The sequence below is a fragment of the Mesorhizobium sp. M0898 genome, from assembly GCF_040319695.1.
Taxonomy (GTDB): Bacteria; Pseudomonadota; Alphaproteobacteria; order Rhizobiales; family Rhizobiaceae; genus Mesorhizobium.
Map to the genome: position 1 here is coordinate 83,903 of NZ_JAMYOE010000003.1, position 18,457 is coordinate 102,359.

Sequence of the window (18,457 nt, forward strand, 5' to 3'; positions counted from 1 at the left end):
AATTCAAGAAACGGAGTTCCCACCGATGCGCGACATCAACTTCCTCACCGAGAACAACGCCAAGCCGATCTGGCATCCGATGGCGCATCCGGCCGAGATGCGCGCGACGCCGCCAAAGATCATCATGAAGGGCGAAGGCGTCTCGGTCACCGATGCCGAAGGCCGCACCGTCCTCGATGCAGTCGGGGGCCTGTGGAACGTCAACCTCGGCTACAGCTGCGATCCGATCAAGAAGGCGATCGCAGCACAACTCGACGCCCTGCCCTATTATTCCGGCTTTCGCGGCACCTCGACCGGACCGTCGATCGAGCTTGCCTATGAGCTGTGCGACTGGTTCGCTCCCGAGGGCATGGTACGGACCTTCTTCACCTCCGGCGGCTCGGACTCGGTCGAGACGGCACTGCGGCTGTCGCGGCAATACTGGAAGATCAGGGGCCAGGGCGACCGGACGAAGTTCCTGGCGCTGAAGAAGGGCTATCACGGCACGCATTTCGGCGGCGCCTCGGTCAACGGCAACGCCAATTTCCGCCGCAACTACGAGCCGCTGATGCCCGGCGTTTTCCACACGCCAGCGCCTTGGACCTACCGCAACCCATTCGACGAGACCGGCCCGGCGAAGCTGGCGAAACTCTGCGCGCGGGCGATCGAAGACGAGATCGCCTTCCAGGGCGCCGACACCATCGCGGCCTTCATCATGGAGCCGGTGCTCGGCGCCGGCGGTGTGATCGTTCCGCATGAGAGCTTCATGCCGATGGTGCGGGCGATCTGCGACCGTCACGACATCCTGCTCATCGCCGACGAGGTGGTGACCGGCTTCGGTCGCACCGGCGCCTGGTCGGGCTCGCGGCTCTCCGGAGTGAAGCCGGATTTCATGAGCATCGCCAAGGCGATCACCTCAGGCTACTTCCCGCTCGGCGCCACGCTGATCAGCGCCAAGGTTGCCGACGTCTTCGAGGCCGACAAGACCAGCTTCGGCTCGATCGGGCACGGCTACACCTATTCCGGCCATCCGGTCGGCTGCGCGGCGGGGCTGGCCACACTCGCCGAGACCAAGCGGCTTGCCGTCAACGAGAATGCGGCGGCGCGCGGTGTCGAACTCGGCAATGCGCTGGAAGCGCTGAAGACGAAGCACGCTCTGGTCGGCGATGTGCGCTACCAAGGGCTGATGGCGGCGCTCGAACTGGTTTCCGACCGTGCCGCCAAGAAGCCGACCGACAAGAAGACGATGAATGCCGCCGCAGAGGCCGCCTACAAGGCCGGCGTCATGCTGCGCGTCTCCGGCAACACCATCATCCTGTCGCCGCCGCTGGTGATCTCGTCCGCCGATGTGGCAAAGATCGCCGAGGCTCTCGACGCCGGACTGACGGCAGCCGCCTGAGCGACGGTGACGCTCAGTCCTGACCGAGCCGCAGGCGTCGCCACGCCGCCGGCGAGAGGCCGACGGCGGCGCGGAAGAAGCGCGAGAAATAAGCCGGGTCGTTGAACCCGGTCTCATAGGCGATGTCCTCGACCGGGCGCACGGTGAACAGCAGCAGGCGCTTGGCCTCGACCAGCCGCCGCTCACCAACCGCCTGGCGTACGCCCGCGCCGAGCACCTGCCGCGCTGCCTTGTCGAGCAGATGGCGCGTGGTGCCGAGCGCGGCGACATAGCGCTCGACCGGCCAGTCGTCGCGAAAATGCCGGTCGATCAGACGCCGCAGCCGGCCGCCCAGCGCCACCGTCGCCGGCACCGCGACAGCATGCGACTGCGCATCGAGGCGGGCGATGCCCGACAATGCCACGGCGATCAGCGGCGGCAGGATTTTCTCCATACCGGGCAACCTGTCGGCATATTCCGCCTGGATCATCGTAACCGTATCACCCAACCTTTCCCAGAGGGCCGTTTCACCGCGTCCGGTGACGAAGACCGGCTGGTCGAGCGGCAGCGCGGACTGCTCAGCGATCGCCGCAAGGGCAGCATCGGCGACCGAGACAACGACGGCGTCGGCGCCCGTCTCGATGCTGAATCCGTGTACCACGCCGCTCGGCATGAAGCTCACCGTCGGCGCCGAAAAACTCCAGGTCTCGTCTTCGATCCGATAAATGCCGCTGCCGCCGGTCCAGAAGGTGATCTGCGCCATTTGCGGGTGCTTGTGCGCGAGAACCTGGCCGCGATGCACGGACGCACGTGCAAGAACAGTCTCGACATGCAGGAATCCGACGTCGAGCGCACGCGCCGGTTCGCCGTAGACGAAGAATTCGGGAATGGCAGTCTGGCTCATCACGGCGAAAAAATCCAAGTGGTTCTATACTTTCGTCCATAAACCTTTGTCACGACGATCGCTACAGTTGACGCGTTAAAGGAGGATCATGATGCGATCGGAAGATTTCCGGGCCGACACGAAACGGCCGTTTACCGGTGCCGAATATTTGCAGAGCCTGCGCGACGGGCGCGAGGTCTATATCAATGGCGAGCGGATTGCCGACGTCACCACCCATCCGGCGATGCGCAACTCGGCGCGCTCGCTGGCCCGCCTCTACGATGCCTTGCACGGTCCGGCGCGGCAGGCGGTGCTGACCTCGCCGACCGACACCGGTTCTGGCGGCTACACGCACAAATATTTCCGCGTCGCCCATTCCGCCGCGGATCTCGCCGCACAGCAGACCGCCATCGCCGACTGGTCGCGCATGTCCTACGGCTGGATGGGGCGCACGCCCGATTACAAGGCAGCACTTATGAACACGCTCGGCGCCAATGCCGAGTGGTACGGCCCGTTCAGGGACAATGCACTCGCCTGGCACAAACGCGCCCAGGAAGCGGCCCTGTTCATGAACCATGCCATCGTCAACCCGCCGATCGACCGCCACAAGCCGGCCGAGCAGGTGAAGGACGTGTTCGTGCACATCACGAAGGAGAACGACGCCGGCATCTGGGTGTCCGGCGCCAAGGTGGTGGCGACGTCGTCAGCGCTCACCCATTACAATTTCCTGGCGCAGAGCTCGGCGACGGTCACCGAGGACCCGTCATTGTCGGTGATGTTCATCGTGCCTATGAACGCGCCGGGGATAAAGATGTTCTGCCGCGTCTCTTACGAGCAGACGGCCAACACGGTCGGCCATCCCTTCGACTATCCGCTGTCGTCTCGTTTCGACGAGAACGATGCGATCCTGGTGCTGGACAATGTCTTCATCCCCTGGGAGGACGTGCTGGTGCTGCGCGATGCGCAGAAGATCCTCTCCTTCCACCCAGCGTCGGGCTTCATGCACGGCTATTGTTTTCAGGGCTGCACGCGCTTCGCTGTCAAGCTCGACTTCCTCGCAGGCCTGCTGGCGAAGGCGCTGCGCGCGACGGGCGGGGATGCCTTCCGCGGCAACCAGGCGGCCCTCGGCGAAGTAATTGCGCTGCGCCACATGTTCTGGAGCTTTTCCAACGCCATGGCGCACAACCCGATCCCATGGGCGAACGGCGCCGTGCTGCCCAATCTCGAAGCGGCGCTCGCCTATCGCACTTTCATGTCGGAGGCCTATCCGCGCGTTATCGATACGGTGCGCCGAGTCATCGCTTCGGGGCTGATCTACCTGCCGTCCTCGGCAAAGGATTTCGACAATCCGGAGATCGACAAGTACCTTGCCCAGTACGTGCGCGGCTCCAATGACATGGGCCATGTCGAACGCATCAAGATCATGAAGCTGCTGTGGGATGCGACCGGCACCGAGTTCGGCGGCCGCCACGCGCTCTCTATGAGCTCAACTATGCCGGTGCGCCGGAAGAGGTGCGGCTGCAGGTGCTGAAGGGCGCTGAGCGCGGCGGGCGCCTGAGGGCGATGGAGGAACTGGTCGACACCTGCATGGCCGACTACGACGAAAAGGGCTGGACCGGCGACACCTGGCTGCCGCCGCTGCCGGCTGGCGCAAGCTGAGGTCCCGGCCATGGAGCCACAAGTTGCAAGGCTGGAGTTCCGTGAGGCGATGGCGCGGGTCTGTGCGCCGGTCAACATCGTCACGACTGATGGTCCGGCCGGCCGCGGCGGCTTCACTGCGACCGCCATGTGCAGCGTTTCCGACGATCCGCCGACGCTGCTTGTGTGCATGAACGAGCGCTCGGCGCAGACCGGCCTGTTCCTCGCCAACCAGCGTTTCTGCGTCAACGTGCTGACGCAGTTACACACCCATCTGGCGGCAAAGTTCGCCGGCACGATCCGCGACATGAGCGAGCGCTACAATGCGGCAAGATGGCAGACCATGCCGTCCGGCATGCCGGCGCTGCTCGACGCCATCGTCAGCTTCGATTGCGAGATCGGCGACGTGAACAAGGTTGGCACGCACAATGTGATGTTCGGCCGCGTCGTCGACATCCGCCACGGCAGCGACGAGGCGGCGCTGCTCTATGTCGGCCGCAACTACATGCAGCCGAGCGCACTCGGCAGTTTTGGCGGGTAGAGGCTGTCAGGTCTGGTTTTCGGATGATTCCGACTGAATCAGGCTTTCGAGCAGGTCGAGCAGGTGCTCATGCTGTTCGGCGCCGTAGCGCTGCTCGATCGCATCGTAGATGGCGATGCGCTCGGGCGACAAATCCTCGATCAGCACCAGCCCGGCCGGGCTGATTGCGAGCAGCGCCCGGCGACCGTCATCCTTGACCTTGTTGCGGGTGATGAACTGCCGTTCCTCCATCGCCTTGATGATACGGGTCAGGCTGGGCGGAAGGATCGAGGCGCGATGGGCAAGTTCGGTTGCCTCGAGCGGCCCGGCTTCGGCAAGCACACGCAGCACACGCCATTGCTGCTCTGTGATGTCGTGGCGGGCAAGCATCGGCCGGAAATGCGCCATGATCACTTCGCGGGCGCGAAGCAGAGCCATGGGCAGGGAGCGGCGGGTGCTGGGCGGTAGCAAGGTCAGGTCTCCAAAAAATTCCAATTCCGGTACGACTCGCACCACACAATGAGGCTCGGATCGCAGCTATATCCGCGATTTTGCCGGGGGCGGCAATCCCACCATCGGGAGCTGTACCTGCATAGAGAACGACACTTGACATTCCGCCGTCAAGATGTAATTCACATGTTAATTACAAGGTGGAGGAAACCTTGCCACATATGGCGATCGAATATTCGGCGAATCTCGACGCCAAGGTCGACATCAGCGCGCTTTGCACGCTGGTCGCTCGCACCATCCTCGAAACCGGCCTGTTCGAACATGGCGCGGTGAGGGTACGCGCTTTCTGCGCCGAGGCATACGCGATCGCCGATCGCCTCCCGGAGAACGGGTTCATCGACATGAACTTCCGCATCGGCAAGGGCCGCAGCGCCGAGGAAAAGAAACGCACCGGCGAGGCGATCTTCACTACTGTTTCGGATCATCTCGCATCTCTGTTCACGACGCCGCATTTCGCGCTGTCGCTGGAGATCCGCGAGATCGATGCCGAACTAAGCTGGAAGAAGAATGCCATCCACCCGCGCCTGGGCGGCAAGTGACAGGAACCCATATCATGGCGGCATTGGACGACAATCTGAGAAAGGCCGAGGCCTATCTCGAGCGCTTCAGAAGCGCTGGCGTGCTCAACCAGATCGGCGGCGAAGCCGTGCCGGCCGCCGACGGCTCGACATACGAGACGCTGTCGCCAATCGACCTGAAGCCGATCGCCAAGGTGGCACGCGGCAAGGCCGCCGACATCGACCGCGCCGCCAAAGCGGCGAAGGCTGCCTTCCGCGACTGGGCGGCGATATCAGGCGACGCCCGCAAGAAGCAGTTGCACAAAATAGCCGACGCCATCGTCGCGCGGGCCGAGGAAATCGCTTTCGTCGAATGCATGGACACCGGCCAGTCATTGAAGTTCATGGCCAAGGCAGCGCTGCGCGGCGCGGAGAACTTCCGCTTCTACGCCGACCGCGCGCCGGAGGCCCGCGACGGCCACGCGATCCGCGCACCGAACCAGGTCAACATGACGACGCGCGTGCCGGTCGGCCCGGTCGGCGTGATCACGCCGTGGAACACACCTTTCATGCTGTCGACCTGGAAGATCGCGCCGGCGCTCGCCGCCGGCTGTACGATCGTCCACAAGCCAGCCGAGTTCTCGCCGCTGACGGCACGGCTATTGGTCGAGATCGCCGAGGAGGCCGGCCTGCCGAAGGGCGTGTGGAACCTCGTCAACGGCTTTGGCGAGGACGCCGGCAGAGCGCTGACCGAACACCCCGACATCAAGGCGATCGGCTTCGTCGGCGAAAGCCGCACCGGCTCGATGATCATGAAGCAGGGTGCCGACACGCTGAAGCGCGTGCATTTCGAGCTCGGCGGCAAGAACCCGGTCATCGTCTTTGCCGATGCCGACCTGGAGCGGGCCGCCGACGCTGCCGTCTTCATGATCTATTCGCTGAACGGCGAGCGCTGCACCTCGTCCTCACGCCTGCTGGTCGAGGAAAGCATCTACGACAAGTTCACCGCGCTGGTGGCGGAGAAGGCCAAGCGCATCAGGATAGGCCATCCGCTCGACCCCGAAACCGTGGTTGGCCCACTGATCCATCCGGCGCATGAGGAAAAGGTGCTGTCCTATATCGAGATCGGCAAGTCGGAAGGCGCTGTCGTCGCCGCCGGCGGCGGCAAGTTCGCCGGTCCGGGCGGCGGCTGCTATGTCAGCCCGACGCTGTTCGTCGGCGCCACCAACAAGATGCGCATCGCCCAGGAAGAGATATTCGGACCCGTGCTGACCGCCATCTCGTTCAAGGACGAGGCCGAGGCGCTGGCGCTGGCCAACGACACGCAATACGGCCTGACCGGCTATCTCTGGACCTCGGACGTCACCCGCGCCTTCCGCTTCACCGACGCGCTCGACGCCGGCATGATCTGGGTCAATTCGGAGAATGTGCGCCACCTGCCGACGCCGTTCGGCGGCGCCAAGAACTCAGGCATCGGCCGCGACGGCGGCGACTGGTCGTTCGATTTCTACATGGAAACCAAGAACATCGCGTTCGCCACGGCGCCGCATTCCATCCAGAAGCTCGGCGGCTGACCGGAGACCCCAACGATGCCCTTGCCCACACCCAATCTCTACCCGGCATTCAACATCGTGCGGCTCAGCCACGTCGAGCTGGCTGTTACGGACCTCGGTAAGTCGCGCGCGTTCTATGTCGACACGCTCGGCCTGCAGGTGACCGACGAGACCAAGGACGCCATCTATCTGCGCGCCATGGAAGAGCGCGGCCACCATTGCATCGTGCTCAGGAAAGGTGCCGCGCCGGAAGCCCGCGACCTCGGCTTCAAGCTGTTTTCCGACGACGATCTCGACAAGGCCGAGCACTTCTTCAAAGCCAGGGGCCTGCCTGTGAAATGGGTCGAGCGGCCCTACCAGTCGCGTACCTTCCGCACCCGCGACCCGCACGGCATTCCGCTCGAATTCTATTCCAGAATGGAGCGGCTGCCGCCGATCCATCAGAAGTATGCGCTGTATAAGGGCGTCAAGCCGCTGCGCATCGACCACTTCAACTGCTTCTCGCCCAATGTCGATGAATCGGTGGCGTTCTACAACGAGCTCGGCTTCCGCGTGACCGAGTACACGGAGGATGCCGCGACCGGAAGACTTTGGGCGGCATGGACGCACCGCAAGGGCGGTGTCCACGACATCGCCTTCACCAACGGCATTGGCCCACGCCTGCACCACGTCGCCTTCTGGGTGCCGACGCCGCTCAACATCATCGATCTGCTCGACCTGATGGCCACCACCGGCTGGCTGCCGAACATCGAGCGCGGCCCCGGCCGGCACGGCATCTCCAACGCCTTCTTCCTCTATATCCGTGATCCCGACAATCACCGCATCGAGATCTATTGCTCGGACTACCAGACGGTAGATCCCGACCTAGAGCCGATCAAATGGGACCTCAAGGACCCGCAGCGCCAGACGCTGTGGGGCGCACCGGCGCCGAAGAGCTGGTTCGAGGAAGGCAGCACCTTTGCCGGCGTCGAGCCGCGCAAGTCCGATCTGGCGGCCTCGCCGATCGTCGCGCCGTGACGTCGGCTAACTGCAGGGGAAACAAATGAGCGCGGCACGTCTCGCCACCTTCACCGTTGGCGGCAAAACGCGCTACGGCGCAATCACCGACAAGGGCGTCGTCGACCTGTCGGCGCGACACGCACAGTGGCCGAGTTTGCGCGAGGTGATAGAGGCCGGCGCACTGCGACGGCTGACGGAAGAGGCGGACGCTTTCGCCGCCGATTTCCCGCTCGACGCCATCGCCTACGAGATACCCGTCCCCTCGCCCGAAAAGATCATCTGCGTCGGCGTCAACTATCCGGACCGCAACGAGGAGTACAAGGACGGACAGGCCGCACCCTCGAACCCGTCGCTGTTCATCCGCTTCCCGCGCTCCTTCGTCGGCCATGGCACGCCCCTCGTGCGGCCGTGGGAATCGCCGCAGCTCGATTATGAGGGCGAGATCGTCATCGTCATCGGCAAGGGCGGCCGCAGGATCGCCGAGGCGGATGCGCTGGGCCATATCGCAGCACTTTCGCTCTGCAACGAAGGGACCATCCGCGACTGGGTGCGCCACGCCAAGTTCAATGTCACCCAGGGCAAGAACTTCGACCGGACCGGCTCTATCGGCCCCTGGCTTGTGCCGTTCACCGACGAGGCACAGATCGCTGACATCGCGCTGACCACGCGCGTCAATGGCGAGGTTCGCCAGCAGGACCGCACCGGCCGCATGATCTTTTCCTTCCGCAAGATCATCAACTACATCTCGACCTTCACCACGCTGGCGCCGGGCGACATCATCGTCACCGGCACGCCGACCGGCGCCGGCGCCCGGTTCGACCCGCCAATCTGGCTGAAGCCGGGCGATGTGATCGAGGTCGAGGCCGACGGCATTGGCTTGCTCAGCAACGGCGTCGTCGACGAAGGGACCGGCCGATGATGACGCCAGAACAGGTCGAAGACGCGGCCGCGAGGCTGTTCGAGGCCGAGCGCGACCGCCGCCAGATCAGGCTGCTCAGCCTTGATTTCCCCGGGGCGACGATGGATGACGCCTATCTCGTCCAGGCGGCGCTGGTGAAACGAAAAGTGGCCTCGGGCCTGACGATCAAAGGCTGGAAGATCGGCCTGACCTCCAAGGCGATGCAGTCGGCGCTCGCCATCGACATTCCGGATTCCGGTGTGCTGTTCGACGACATGTTCTTCGATGACGGCGGCACCGTTCCAGCCGGCCGCTTCATCCAGCCGCGCATCGAGGCCGAGATCGCCTTCGTAATGAAGGCGTCGCTGGCCGGTCCGGACGTGTCGATCGACGACGTGCTCGACGCCACCGACTACATCACGCCGGCGCTGGAGATCCTCGACACCCGTATCGAGCGCGTCAACAAGGAGAGCGGCAGGATACGGACCTTCTTCGACACCATCTCCGACAATGCCGCCAATGCCGGCGTCGTCGTCGGCGGCCGTCGTGCCGCACCGCGCGAGGCCGACCTGCGCTGGATCGGCGCCATCCTGTCGCGCAATGGCGAGGTCGAAGAGACCGGGCTCGGCGCCGGGGTGCTCGATCATCCGGCGAAGGGCATCGCCTGGCTGGCCAACCGGCTGCATCAGTACGGCATGCAGATATCCGCCGGACAGGCCGTGCTGTCGGGCTCGTTCATCCGGCCCGTGGAGTGTCGCCACAGTGACACTATCGCTGCCGATTTCGGACCCTATGGAGCGATCCGCATCACCTTTGCCCGCTAGCGGCAATTCCTCCATAGCCCGCTGACCCGACTTGCCGGCGGCGTGCTGAAACAGAACCCGGAAGAGCCCGAAAGGGTGTCGGCACTCCTTGCCAGCCTTCAAAGTATCGGCGCCGAAATCCGGGTGCCGCGCGAACAACCGTTCGATGCCATCGCTTTGCTGGACGATCAGGATTAACTCGACTTCCATCGCTGGCCGCGTTCCTGAAAGGCTTTATTACGCGATAGACCACGATCCGCTGACGCGCTTTTGCGCTCCTGTTTCAATCCGAGCCGCTGTCCCGAGCCGCTGTGCAGTTTTGGGCAACATGCGTTTGATCGACAAACCCGTGGCCAGAAGCCGTCGGGACGGCCGGCGCTATCGATTCGAGCGGCCGAGCGCTGTGGACGCAATCAGCAAAACGATCGAGGCGGCGATCAGCACTGTGGCAGCAGCCGCGATGGTCGGCGTCAGCGTGTCGCGCGCGATGGTGAACATCTCGCGCGGCAAGGTGCGTTGTCCGGGACCGGCGAGGAACATCGTCACCACGACTTCGTCGAGCGAGGTGGCGAAGGCAACAGCGCGCCCGACGCGATGCCCGGCAGAATGACCGGAAGCGTGACTTTGCGGAAGGTGAGGAAGGGTGGCGCCCCCATGCTGGCGGCCGCCCAGAGCAGCCGCCTGTCGAGACCGGTGAGAACGGCCGAGACGGTCACCACGACGAAGGGAACGGCGAGCGAGGTATGGCCGAGGATGAGGCCGGGAAGGGTCGCGGTCAGGCCGACCATCGAGAAGACGAAATACATGCCGACGCCGACGATGACCACCGGCGCGATCATCGGCACCAGCAGCAAGGCGGAGATCGTGCGCCGACCTGGCAGATTAGGCGCCGCGAGGCCGAGCGCGGCCATGGTGCCTAGCGGCGTCGCCAAAAGTGTCGTCGAGACAGCCAGAACCAGGCTGTTGCGCAGGGCATCCATCCAGGTCTGCATCGAGAAGAACTCGCTGTACCATTTCAGCGACCAGCCGGTGATGGGAAAGGTGAAATCGCCGCTGCTCTTGAACGAGAACAGCACGATGATGATCAGCGGCGCCATGAGGAAAGCCAGCACCATCATGGCCGTCAGCCCGAGGCCGAAGCGGCCAAGCCGGCTGGTGGTGGTTGATCGCGGGGAGGACATCCGGGCCTCCTAGCGCAGACCGGCGCCGCTGCGGCTGAGCAGGGCGTTCTGGATGGCATAAAGCGAGAGCGTGACGACCAGCATTGTTCTTTGCTGGCGGCGTCGTCGGCGCTGTGGGTTTCAAGCATGTCGGCTTCGCGGCGACGTTGTTTCTCGCGGCCATTCTCCTCGTGCTGGCCTCCATGCCAGTCCTGGAGGACGTCTCCGTTCGCATGAGGCGGCTTTGGCAGTAGCGCTGCAGAGCTTTGCCGCATGCCAGATTTGGTAGCACATTCGCGAAGGCGCTGTTCCTGGATTTCGGCAGCTATCTGTTTTGGCCGATCCTGAAGCACGAACACGATGAGACCGGCCCAACGGCAAAAGCAAGCGAACTCAGCCATACCCACTCTTAACGTAGAGTGAGGTCGAAGAGATAGCCGACGCGCCCGCGGCGGCTCCAATCGAGTGGCCGGCCGAGATAAGGGCCCATTGCCAGCCCCATCACGCGCAAATCCAAGATGGCTGGCGACAAGACTGGCCGTGACGGGAATGGCCGCATGGCTTTGGTTCGAGGCAGGGCGTATCGCCCGGTTTTCTACAGCCTCAAGACAGATGCGTCACGCATCACTAATTGAATGCGCCGCATTTTAATATATGCTGCAAGACGTAGAGATAATATCTCAAAGCTGATCAAAAGGGGGATGCGACCGTGATAACTGCTCCACAGTTGCGTGCCGCGAGGGCGCTCCTTGGCATCGACCAGCGCAGGCTTGCCGAATTGTCCGGTCTTTCCGTGCCGACAATTCAACGCATGGAAGCCAGCGAGTCGATTATTAGGGGTAACGTCGATTCTCTCATGAAGCTGATCGGGGCACTTGACCTCGCCGGTGTGGAATTGATCGCTGAAGGCGCCTCCAGCCAAATCGGCGGGCGCGGCGTGCGACTGAAAGCGGATTTTGACCCCGCCAAAATCCTTGGCGGAGTCGATACGGATGCCAAACTCCCCGTGAGGAGCGTGGCGTGATTTCGGGGGCCGCGGTCCTCCTGTGGGGCGTCGCTGCGCTCCTGGGGACTGCGGTGCTTGCGATTGCGGAAAGCCGCAGATCCGACTCGGGAACACGCCTGATCTACGGCTTGACGCTAGGTATATCGGCGGCCGTGCTCATGGTTCTCGCGAGCCGCGTCGCCGACAATCCCGTCACCCCGTCGACTGTGGTGTTGCCTCTTGGATTGCCATGGATTGGCGCTCATTTCCGTTTGGACGCGCTGTCGACTTTCTTCCTCATCGTCGTCAACTTCGGCGGCTCCATGGCCAGTCTTTATGGCCTCGGCTACGGCAGGCATGAGTCTGCGCCGCATCGGGTGCTGCCGTTCTTCCCGGCTTTCCTAGCCGGAATGAACCTTGTCGTGGTGGCCGACGACGCCTTCACTTTCCTGCTTTCCTGGGAATTCATGTCGCTCGCCTCCTGGGCGCTCGTCATGGCGCACCATCGCAAGCAGGACAATGCGCGGGCGGGCTACATCTATCTCGTGATGGCGAGCTTCGGCACACTCGCGCTGCTGCTTGCGTTCGGCCTGCTCGCCGGATCCGATGGAACCTACACATTCGACGCGATGCGAGCCGGCGATCCCACCCCGTTCGCCGCTGCTTTCGTCCTGGTTCTCATGCTGCTGGGCGCCGGCTCCAAGGCCGGACTCGTCCCGCTGCACGTCTGGCTGCCACTCGCCCATCCGGCCGCGCCAAGCCACGTCTCGGCTCTCATGAGCGGCGTGATGACCAAGGTCGCAGTCTATGGCTTCATACGCGTTATTTTCGATCTGCTCGGTGAGCCGGCATGGTGGTCGGGCGTTGCCGTGCTTTTCCTTGGCGGCCTGACGGCGGTTCTCGGCATCCTCTACGCGCTGATGGAAAAGGACCTGAAGCGACTGCTTGCCTATAGCACCATTGAAAACATCGGCGTCATCTTCGTAAGCCTTGGTCTCGCGCTCGCTTTCAAGGCGAACGCCATGCCATCGGCTGCAGCGCTGGCGCTCACCGCCGCGCTGTTCCACGTCCTCAACCATTCCTTTTTCAAGAGCCTGCTGTTTTTCGGCGCGGGCGCCGTGCTGACGGCAACCGGAGAGCGGGATATGGAGAAGCTGGGCGGTCTCATCCACCGCATGCCCTTTACAAGTTTTGCCTTTCTCGTCGGTTGCGTCGCGATCTCGGCACTTCCACCCTTCAACGGCTTCGTCTCCGAATGGCTGGCCTTTCAGGCCATATTGCAGAGCCCCGATCTGTCACAATGGGGACTGAAGGTCATGGTGCCCGCCGTTGGCGGTCTGCTGGCGCTGTCAGCGGCACTGGCCGCGGCCTGCTTTGTGAAGGCGTTCGGGATTACATTCCTCGGCCGGCCACGCTCGGCCGCGGTGGAACTGGCGCATGAGGTCGACCGCTACTCGCTGGCGGCAATGTTCATTCTCGCTGCCCTTTGTCTCTTGGCCGGCATTCTGCCCGGTCTTGTGATAGACGGCCTCTCATCGGTGACACTGCCACTGATCGGCAGTCGGATGCCTGTGCAGATGGCCCAGCCCTGGCTGTCTATCGTGCCGATTGCAGCGAGCCGCAGTTCCTACAACGGCCTGTTGGTGTTCCTGTTCATCGCCTTTTCCGCATCCGCTGCGGCATATGTGATCCATCGCTTTGCATCACATGCACTCCGTCGGGGTCCCGCCTGGGGTTGTGGCTTCCCGGATGTGGTCCCGAGCTCGCAGTACACGGCCGTCAGCTTCGCGCAGCCTATCCGCCGCGTCTTCGGCACGTTCGTATTCCGTGCAAGGGAAACCGTCGAAATGCCGGCACCTGGCGAGACCGGTCCGGCTCGTCTGAATGTCGAAATGCATGATGTGATCTGGGAGACGCTGTACCTGCCTATCGGCCGGGCCCTCGACTTTGCGACCGACCACCTCAACCATCTGCAGTTCCTGACGATCAGGCGCTACCTGACCCTCGTCTTTCTCTTTCTCATTGTCCTGCTCCTGGTGCTCGCACTATGGCCGTGATTCTCGAGTTGGCCGTTCAAGGCGCGCAGATGGCGCTGGTGCTTTTGCTGGCGCCGCTCCTGACCGGATTCGTGCGCAAGGTGAAGGCACGGCTCTTGCGCCGCCAGGGTCCTTCCCTGATCCAACCTTACCGCGATCTCTTGCGGCTGATGCGCAAGGAAGTCGTTCTGGCGGACAACGCATCCTGGCTGTTTCGCGTGACGCCCTATCTGATCTTTGCCACCACCTGGGTCGGCGCGGCGCTCATCCCGACATTCGCCGCCGGCCTCACATTCAGTTGGACCGCCGATCTCATAGCCATTGTCGCACTGCTGGGAAGCGCCCGGTTCTTCCTGGCGCTGGCAGGCATGGACGTCGGCACGAGCTTCGGCGGCATCGGCTCGAGCCGCGAGGTGATGATCGCTTCGCTGGCCGAACCCGCCATGCTGCTCATCGTGTTCAGCCTGGCGCTCGTCGCGGGTGCTACGCAACTCTCAACGGTCGCCGCCTTCATGGGGTCACCGGAGGTTGGCTTGCGGGTGTCGCTCGGGATGTCGCTCATCGCCCTCGTGATGGTGGCGATCGCCGAAAACGCCCGCATACCCGTGGACAACCCATCGACCCATCTGGAACTCACCATGGTTCATGAGGCGATGGTGCTGGAATATTCCGGTCGCCATCTGGCGATGATCGAGTTTGCCGCCTTCCTCAAGCTTCTGCTCTATGTGTCGCTGATTTCCTGCGTCTTCCTACCTTGGGGCCTGGCGAGCGCCGGGGCAGGACTGGAATCCCTTGCTCCGGGTGTCGTCGCCTATGTCGGCAAGCTTGCCGTCTGTGGCGTTCTCCTCGCCGTGTTTGAGACTGCCATCGCCAAGATGCGCGTCTTCCGCGTCCCGGATTTCCTCGGGGCAGCGCTGATGCTGGCCCTGCTCGGCACGCTCCTGCTGTTCGTCTCACGGAGCCTCTGATGAACGGCCTCACCTTCGACATCGCTCACCTGCTCGCCGGCGGCCTGGTGCTGGTCAGTTTCATGATGCTGTATCAGGATCGCCTCTTTGCTCTGATCAACGTTTTTGCGCTTCATGCAATCGTGCTGGCCCTGTCCGTAGCTTGGCAGGCATACATTCAGGACGCGCATCATCTCTACGTCACGGCGGCGATCGCCCTCGTCTTCAAGGCGATCGTCATTCCTGTCGGGCTTCATCGCATCATTCAGCGGCTCGGCATCCATCGTGACGTCGAGACCGCCGTCGGCATCGGTACGACGATGCTTGCGGGGATAGGCCTGGTGACCCTGTCCATGGTCCTGATGCTGCGCGTCACTCCCGAGGCTGATCCCCTCGCCCGCGAGGACCTGGCTTTCGCGCTGTCCATCATTTTGCTGGGGCTGCTGGTGATGGTCACCCGCCGCAACGCCGTCAGCCAAGTTGTCGGATTCATGTCGCTCGAGAACGGTCTGGTCCTCGCCGCCACGGGGGCCAAGGGCATGCCTCTGGTCGTCGAGATCAGTGTCGCCTTCTCGATCCTTATCGCCTTCATCGTCATCGGAGTCTTCCTGTTCCGCATCCGCGAGAGGTTCGACTCGGTGGATGTCGGCGCGCTCGACGACTACAGGGGAGAACACCGTTGACCGCGTTTTCCCTCGATGCGGTGGCCGCCATTTTGCTGATACCGGTCTTCTCGGCCGCACTTCTGGCGGCGCTGCCGAAATACCGGATATCGGCGGGCGTCAATGTCGCTGCGAGCTTGCTGACCGTGCTCGCCGCACTGTCGCTTCTTGTCACCGACCGCCCGCAGCCTGGGCAGTATCTGCTCGTCGACGATCTCAATATCGTCTTCATCGTGCTCAACACATTCGTCGGCTTCACCACCAGCGTCTTCAGCGCTTCCTACATTGCCCACGAACTGGAGAGCGGGCGGCTGACAGTCCCGAACTTGCGGTTCTATCACGCAATGTACCAGGTCATGATGTTCGGCATGAACCTGGCGTTCGTGTCGAACAATATTGGCTTGATGTGGGTGGCGGTGGAGCTTGCCACGCTGACCACCGTGCTCATGGTCGGCATCTACCGCACGCACGAAGCGCTGGAGGCCGCCTGGAAATATTTCATTCTGGGCAGCGTCGGCATCGCGCTCGCACTGTTCGGCACCATCCTCGTCTACATGGCTGCACAGCCGGTTGTTGGCGAGGGGACGAATGCGATGGTCTGGACGGTGCTCATCGCTCACGCCGCGCGCTTCGATCCGGCTCTGCTCAATGTCGCCTTCATCTTTCTGCTGCTCGGCTACGGGACGAAGGTCGGCCTTGCGCCCTTACATGCCTGGCTGCCAGACGCGCATGCTGAGGGTCCAACGCCGATTTCGGCAGTGCTGTCGGGCTTGCTGTTAAACGTCGCACTCTATGCCGTGCTGCGCTTCAAGCTGTTGCTCGCGGCAAGCCCGGAAGCGATCGCACCTGGGTCATTGATGATCACGATGGGACTGACGTCGCTTGTCTTCGCGGCCTTCATGCTCTACCGCCGCCGCGACATCAAACGCCTGTTCGCGTACTCCTCGATCGAGCACATGGGCATCATCGTGTTCGCCTTCGGCATAGGAGGCCCGCTCGCCAATTTTGCCGGGCTGCTGCACATGGTCATGCACAGCCTGACCAAGTCGGCGATCTTTTTCACGGTCGGCCACATTGCCCAGGTCAAGGGGACACAGAACATCGCCGAAATCCGGGGACTGACGGAAACACATCCTGCCCTTGGCTGGGCGCTCGTCATCGGCGTCGTTGCCATTGCCGGCCTCCCTCCGCTCGGTATCTTCATGAGCGATTTCCTGGTCGTGAGTTCGACATTTGCAAGACACCCTCTTTTGGCGATGCCGTTGGTTTTCGGGATTCTGCTCGCTTTCGGCGCCCTGCTGCTTCGACTGACCGGCGTCGCTTTCGGCGAACCGCGCGGCAGCACTGCACCCGCCGAGGCGTCCTACATTCCGATGTATTCCCACTTGGCGTTGGTGTTTGCCGCCGGCATCTATCTGCCGCCACCGCTGGTCACATGGTTCCAGCACGTCGCAAGTATCCTGGGGTGAGCAGAGGAGAGAAAAGAGCATGCCTGCGCTGATCGACCTCATCCTTGCTGGCCAACGTGTCGAAAATCATTTCCCGTGGTCGCGCGCCGTGGTGACTCCGAAAAAATGGGGCTTTGCCGTCGAGCAACTGGCCGAGGGCCACTGGAGCTTGCTCGGCCTATGGGGTGAGCCAGGCGCCGTCCACATGGCACTTCTCGATGAAAGCGCCGGGGACATCGGCGTTGTCAGCCTGAAATGCCCCAGTGGCCGCTACCCATCGGTCGGCCGGCTGCATCCGCCCGCATTGCGGCTCGAACGTGCGGCTGCTGACCTGTTCGGGCTCCTGCCACAAGGCGCGCCTGATACGAGACGGTGGCTTGATCATGGCCATTGGGGTGTCAGCTATCCGTTGAGTACCCGCGTCCGGACGTCTGCTGCGACTGCCTTCCCGTACAGTTTCCTGCCTGCCGAGGGGGAGAGCCTGCATCAGATCCCGGTCGGGCCCGTGCATGCCGGCATCATCGAGCCGGGCCATTTCCGGTTCACGGCAAGCGGTGAAACGGTCGTCCGGCTGGAGCAGCGCCTCGGATACGCGCACAAGGGTATAGAAGGCCTGATGGCGGGGTCCGATATCGACCGTGCAGCCAAATTGGCGGGCAGAACCTCTGGCGACAGTACCGTGGCATACTCCCTCGCTTTTGCCCGCGCGGTCGAGGCGGCGCTGGGTGTCCAGGTTCCCCCACGCGCGGTCTGGCTGCGAGCGCTCATGGCCGAGTTGGAGCGCCTGGCCAATCATCTGGGCGACATAGGCGCTATCTGCAATGATGCCGCCTTCGCGCTTATGCATGCCCACTGTGGGGTGCTGCGTGAGCGCGTATTGCGGGCAAGCGATGCTGCCTTCGGTCATCGTTTGATGCGCGACTGCATCGTGCCCGGAGGCGTGGCAAGCTTCCTGAGCGATGAGGGCACGACAGCGCTCAGGTCCCTGATCGCAGAGATCAGGCAGCGGTTTCCCGCGCTGGTCGAGTTCTACGACAACACGGCATCGCTGCAGGATCGGACTGTCGCAACTGGCCGGCTGAAGGTGGAACTCGCTCGTCAATATCGCGCCGGAGGCTACGTTGGCCGGGCCTCCGGTCGGGACTTCGATGCCCGACGCAATCTCGCTTATCCACCCTATGGCGAACTCGCCTTCGATGTACCTCTCCTCCAGGAAGGCGATGTGAACGCCCGTGTATGGATTCGTATCCACGAGGTCGAACAGAGCCTGTCTCTGATCGAACAAGTCCTGCGACAACTGCCAGACGGACCGATCCGTGTCGATTTCGCGCAGACAAACCGATCGCATGAAGGCATGGCGCTCGTCGAAGGTTTCCGCGGCGACATTCTGGCCTGGCTGCGCATTGGCAAGGGCGGCTTGGTCGAGCGCTGTCACCTCCGTGATCCGTCATGGTTTCAATGGCCGCTCCTTGAAGCGGCGATCGAAGGAAACATCGTTGCCGACTTTCCGCTGTGCAACAAATCGTTCAACTGCTCTTATTCGGGCCATGATCTCTGAAGG

The 18,457-nt window shown here is 63.0% G+C and carries 17 protein-coding genes and 1 pseudogene; 14 read left to right on the top strand and 4 right to left on the bottom strand.

The annotated features are described in order from the left end of the window. The first annotated feature begins 25 nt into the window (after positions 1-25). The gene (locus NKH90_RS05685) at positions 26-1,378 is read left to right on the top strand and encodes an aminotransferase class III-fold pyridoxal phosphate-dependent enzyme (protein ID WP_352817961.1); all 1,353 of its coding nucleotides are present in this window, start codon (positions 26-28) and stop codon (positions 1,376-1,378) included. A gap of 13 nt (positions 1,379-1,391) precedes the next feature. Here the strand turns inward: NKH90_RS05685 and NKH90_RS05690 are convergent, their stop codons facing one another. After that, a complete protein-coding gene (locus tag NKH90_RS05690) occupies positions 1,392-2,261 on the bottom strand; it encodes a helix-turn-helix domain-containing protein (protein WP_352817963.1) in 870 nt (289 codons plus the stop codon). Positions 2,262-2,352: 91 nt separating this feature from the next. Between NKH90_RS05690 and NKH90_RS05695 the strand changes: the two are divergent. Further along, positions 2,353-3,899: pseudogene (locus tag NKH90_RS05695) on the top strand (4-hydroxyphenylacetate 3-hydroxylase N-terminal domain-containing protein). 10 nt (positions 3,900-3,909) lie between these two features. Further along, positions 3,910-4,419, top strand: coding sequence for a flavin reductase (locus NKH90_RS05700; RefSeq protein WP_352469640.1), 510 nt, complete (start codon positions 3,910-3,912; stop codon positions 4,417-4,419). A 6-nt stretch (positions 4,420-4,425) separates the two neighbouring features. Here NKH90_RS05700 and hpaR read toward each other — a convergent pair whose 3' ends face one another. Continuing rightward, complete coding sequence (gene hpaR, locus NKH90_RS05705) at positions 4,426-4,836, bottom strand: homoprotocatechuate degradation operon regulator HpaR (RefSeq protein WP_352818422.1); 411 nt, start codon at positions 4,834-4,836, stop codon at positions 4,426-4,428. Between the two features lie 224 nt (positions 4,837-5,060). Here hpaR and NKH90_RS05710 point away from each other — a divergent pair, with 224 nt between their 5' ends. Genes NKH90_RS05710 through hpaH form a run of 5 tightly spaced genes read left to right on the top strand, consistent with a single transcriptional unit; the run spans position 5,061 to position 9,679 of the window. Continuing rightward, complete coding sequence (locus NKH90_RS05710) at positions 5,061-5,447, top strand: 5-carboxymethyl-2-hydroxymuconate Delta-isomerase (protein ID WP_352817966.1); 387 nt, start codon at positions 5,061-5,063, stop codon at positions 5,445-5,447. A gap of 14 nt (positions 5,448-5,461) precedes the next feature. Further along, entirely contained in the window at positions 5,462-6,979 is a 1,518-nt protein-coding gene (hpaE, locus tag NKH90_RS05715) for a 5-carboxymethyl-2-hydroxymuconate semialdehyde dehydrogenase (protein WP_352767526.1), read from the top strand. A gap of 15 nt (positions 6,980-6,994) precedes the next feature. After that, the gene (gene hpaD, locus NKH90_RS05720) at positions 6,995-7,975 is read left to right on the top strand and encodes a 3,4-dihydroxyphenylacetate 2,3-dioxygenase (protein ID WP_352469637.1); all 981 of its coding nucleotides are present in this window, start codon (positions 6,995-6,997) and stop codon (positions 7,973-7,975) included. Between the two features lie 25 nt (positions 7,976-8,000). Beyond that, a complete protein-coding gene (locus tag NKH90_RS05725; protein ID WP_352817968.1) occupies positions 8,001-8,876 on the top strand; it encodes a fumarylacetoacetate hydrolase family protein in 876 nt (291 codons plus the stop codon). Continuing rightward, positions 8,873-9,679 carry a 2-oxo-hept-4-ene-1,7-dioate hydratase gene (gene hpaH, locus NKH90_RS05730; protein ID WP_352817970.1) on the top strand — a complete coding sequence of 269 codons (807 nt, stop codon included), beginning with the start codon at positions 8,873-8,875 and terminating at the stop codon, positions 9,677-9,679. Before NKH90_RS05725 ends, hpaH begins: the two co-directional genes overlap by 4 nt. Positions 9,680-10,036: 357 nt before the next feature. Here the strand turns inward: hpaH and NKH90_RS05735 are convergent, their stop codons facing one another. Beyond that, positions 10,037-10,204, bottom strand: a complete 168-nt coding sequence (locus NKH90_RS05735; protein ID WP_352817974.1) for an ABC transporter permease subunit — start codon at positions 10,202-10,204, stop codon at positions 10,037-10,039. Then, a complete protein-coding gene (locus NKH90_RS05740; protein WP_352817977.1) occupies positions 10,201-10,839 on the bottom strand; it encodes an ABC transporter permease in 639 nt (212 codons plus the stop codon). Before NKH90_RS05740 ends, NKH90_RS05735 begins: the two co-directional genes overlap by 4 nt. A 688-nt stretch (positions 10,840-11,527) precedes the next feature. On the opposite strand from NKH90_RS05740, the gene NKH90_RS05745 reads away from it, so the two are divergent. From NKH90_RS05745 to NKH90_RS05770, 6 genes are read left to right on the top strand one after another with little or no spacing between them, the layout of a single operon-like run. After that, the gene (locus tag NKH90_RS05745; RefSeq protein ID WP_023675522.1) at positions 11,528-11,842 is read left to right on the top strand and encodes a helix-turn-helix domain-containing protein; all 315 of its coding nucleotides are present in this window, start codon (positions 11,528-11,530) and stop codon (positions 11,840-11,842) included. After that, on the top strand, positions 11,842-13,860 hold the full coding sequence (hyfB, locus tag NKH90_RS05750; RefSeq protein WP_352818427.1) for a hydrogenase 4 subunit B: 2,019 nt from the start codon (positions 11,842-11,844) through the stop codon (positions 13,858-13,860). The genes NKH90_RS05745 and hyfB overlap by 1 nt, the downstream gene beginning before the upstream one ends. After that, entirely contained in the window at positions 13,851-14,807 is a 957-nt protein-coding gene (locus tag NKH90_RS05755; RefSeq protein ID WP_023675520.1) for a respiratory chain complex I subunit 1 family protein, read from the top strand. Before hyfB ends, NKH90_RS05755 begins: the two co-directional genes overlap by 10 nt. After that, positions 14,807-15,469, top strand: a complete 663-nt coding sequence (locus tag NKH90_RS05760) for a hydrogenase-4 component E (protein ID WP_023675519.1) — start codon at positions 14,807-14,809, stop codon at positions 15,467-15,469. Before NKH90_RS05755 ends, NKH90_RS05760 begins: the two co-directional genes overlap by 1 nt. After that, entirely contained in the window at positions 15,466-16,917 is a 1,452-nt protein-coding gene (locus NKH90_RS05765; protein WP_352817980.1) for a hydrogenase 4 subunit F, read from the top strand. The genes NKH90_RS05760 and NKH90_RS05765 overlap by 4 nt, the downstream gene beginning before the upstream one ends. Before the next feature lie 19 nt (positions 16,918-16,936). Continuing rightward, complete coding sequence (locus NKH90_RS05770; RefSeq protein ID WP_352817982.1) at positions 16,937-18,454, top strand: hydrogenase large subunit; 1,518 nt, start codon at positions 16,937-16,939, stop codon at positions 18,452-18,454. Positions 18,455-18,457 lie beyond the last annotated feature (3 nt).

What these genes read in the sequence shown, in the direction of transcription:
- NKH90_RS05685 (WP_352817961.1), top strand. Translation starts at nt 26, where the DNA reads ATGCGCGACATCAACTTCCTCACCGAGAACAACGCCAAGCCGATCTGG.
- NKH90_RS05690 (WP_352817963.1), bottom strand. Translation starts at nt 2,261, where the DNA reads ATGAGCCAGACTGCCATTCCCGAATTCTTCGTCTACGGCGAACCGGCG.
- NKH90_RS05700 (WP_352469640.1), top strand. Translation starts at nt 3,910, where the DNA reads ATGGAGCCACAAGTTGCAAGGCTGGAGTTCCGTGAGGCGATGGCGCGG.
- hpaR (WP_352818422.1), bottom strand. Translation starts at nt 4,836, where the DNA reads ATGGCTCTGCTTCGCGCCCGCGAAGTGATCATGGCGCATTTCCGGCCG.
- hpaE (WP_352767526.1), top strand. Translation starts at nt 5,462, where the DNA reads ATGGCGGCATTGGACGACAATCTGAGAAAGGCCGAGGCCTATCTCGAG.
- hpaD (WP_352469637.1), top strand. Translation starts at nt 6,995, where the DNA reads ATGCCCTTGCCCACACCCAATCTCTACCCGGCATTCAACATCGTGCGG.
- NKH90_RS05725 (WP_352817968.1), top strand. Translation starts at nt 8,001, where the DNA reads ATGAGCGCGGCACGTCTCGCCACCTTCACCGTTGGCGGCAAAACGCGC.
- hpaH (WP_352817970.1), top strand. Translation starts at nt 8,873, where the DNA reads ATGATGACGCCAGAACAGGTCGAAGACGCGGCCGCGAGGCTGTTCGAG.
- NKH90_RS05740 (WP_352817977.1), bottom strand. Translation starts at nt 10,839, where the DNA reads ATGTCCTCCCCGCGATCAACCACCACCAGCCGGCTTGGCCGCTTCGGC.
- NKH90_RS05755 (WP_023675520.1), top strand. Translation starts at nt 13,851, where the DNA reads ATGGCCGTGATTCTCGAGTTGGCCGTTCAAGGCGCGCAGATGGCGCTG.
- NKH90_RS05760 (WP_023675519.1), top strand. Translation starts at nt 14,807, where the DNA reads ATGAACGGCCTCACCTTCGACATCGCTCACCTGCTCGCCGGCGGCCTG.
- NKH90_RS05770 (WP_352817982.1), top strand. Translation starts at nt 16,937, where the DNA reads ATGCCTGCGCTGATCGACCTCATCCTTGCTGGCCAACGTGTCGAAAAT.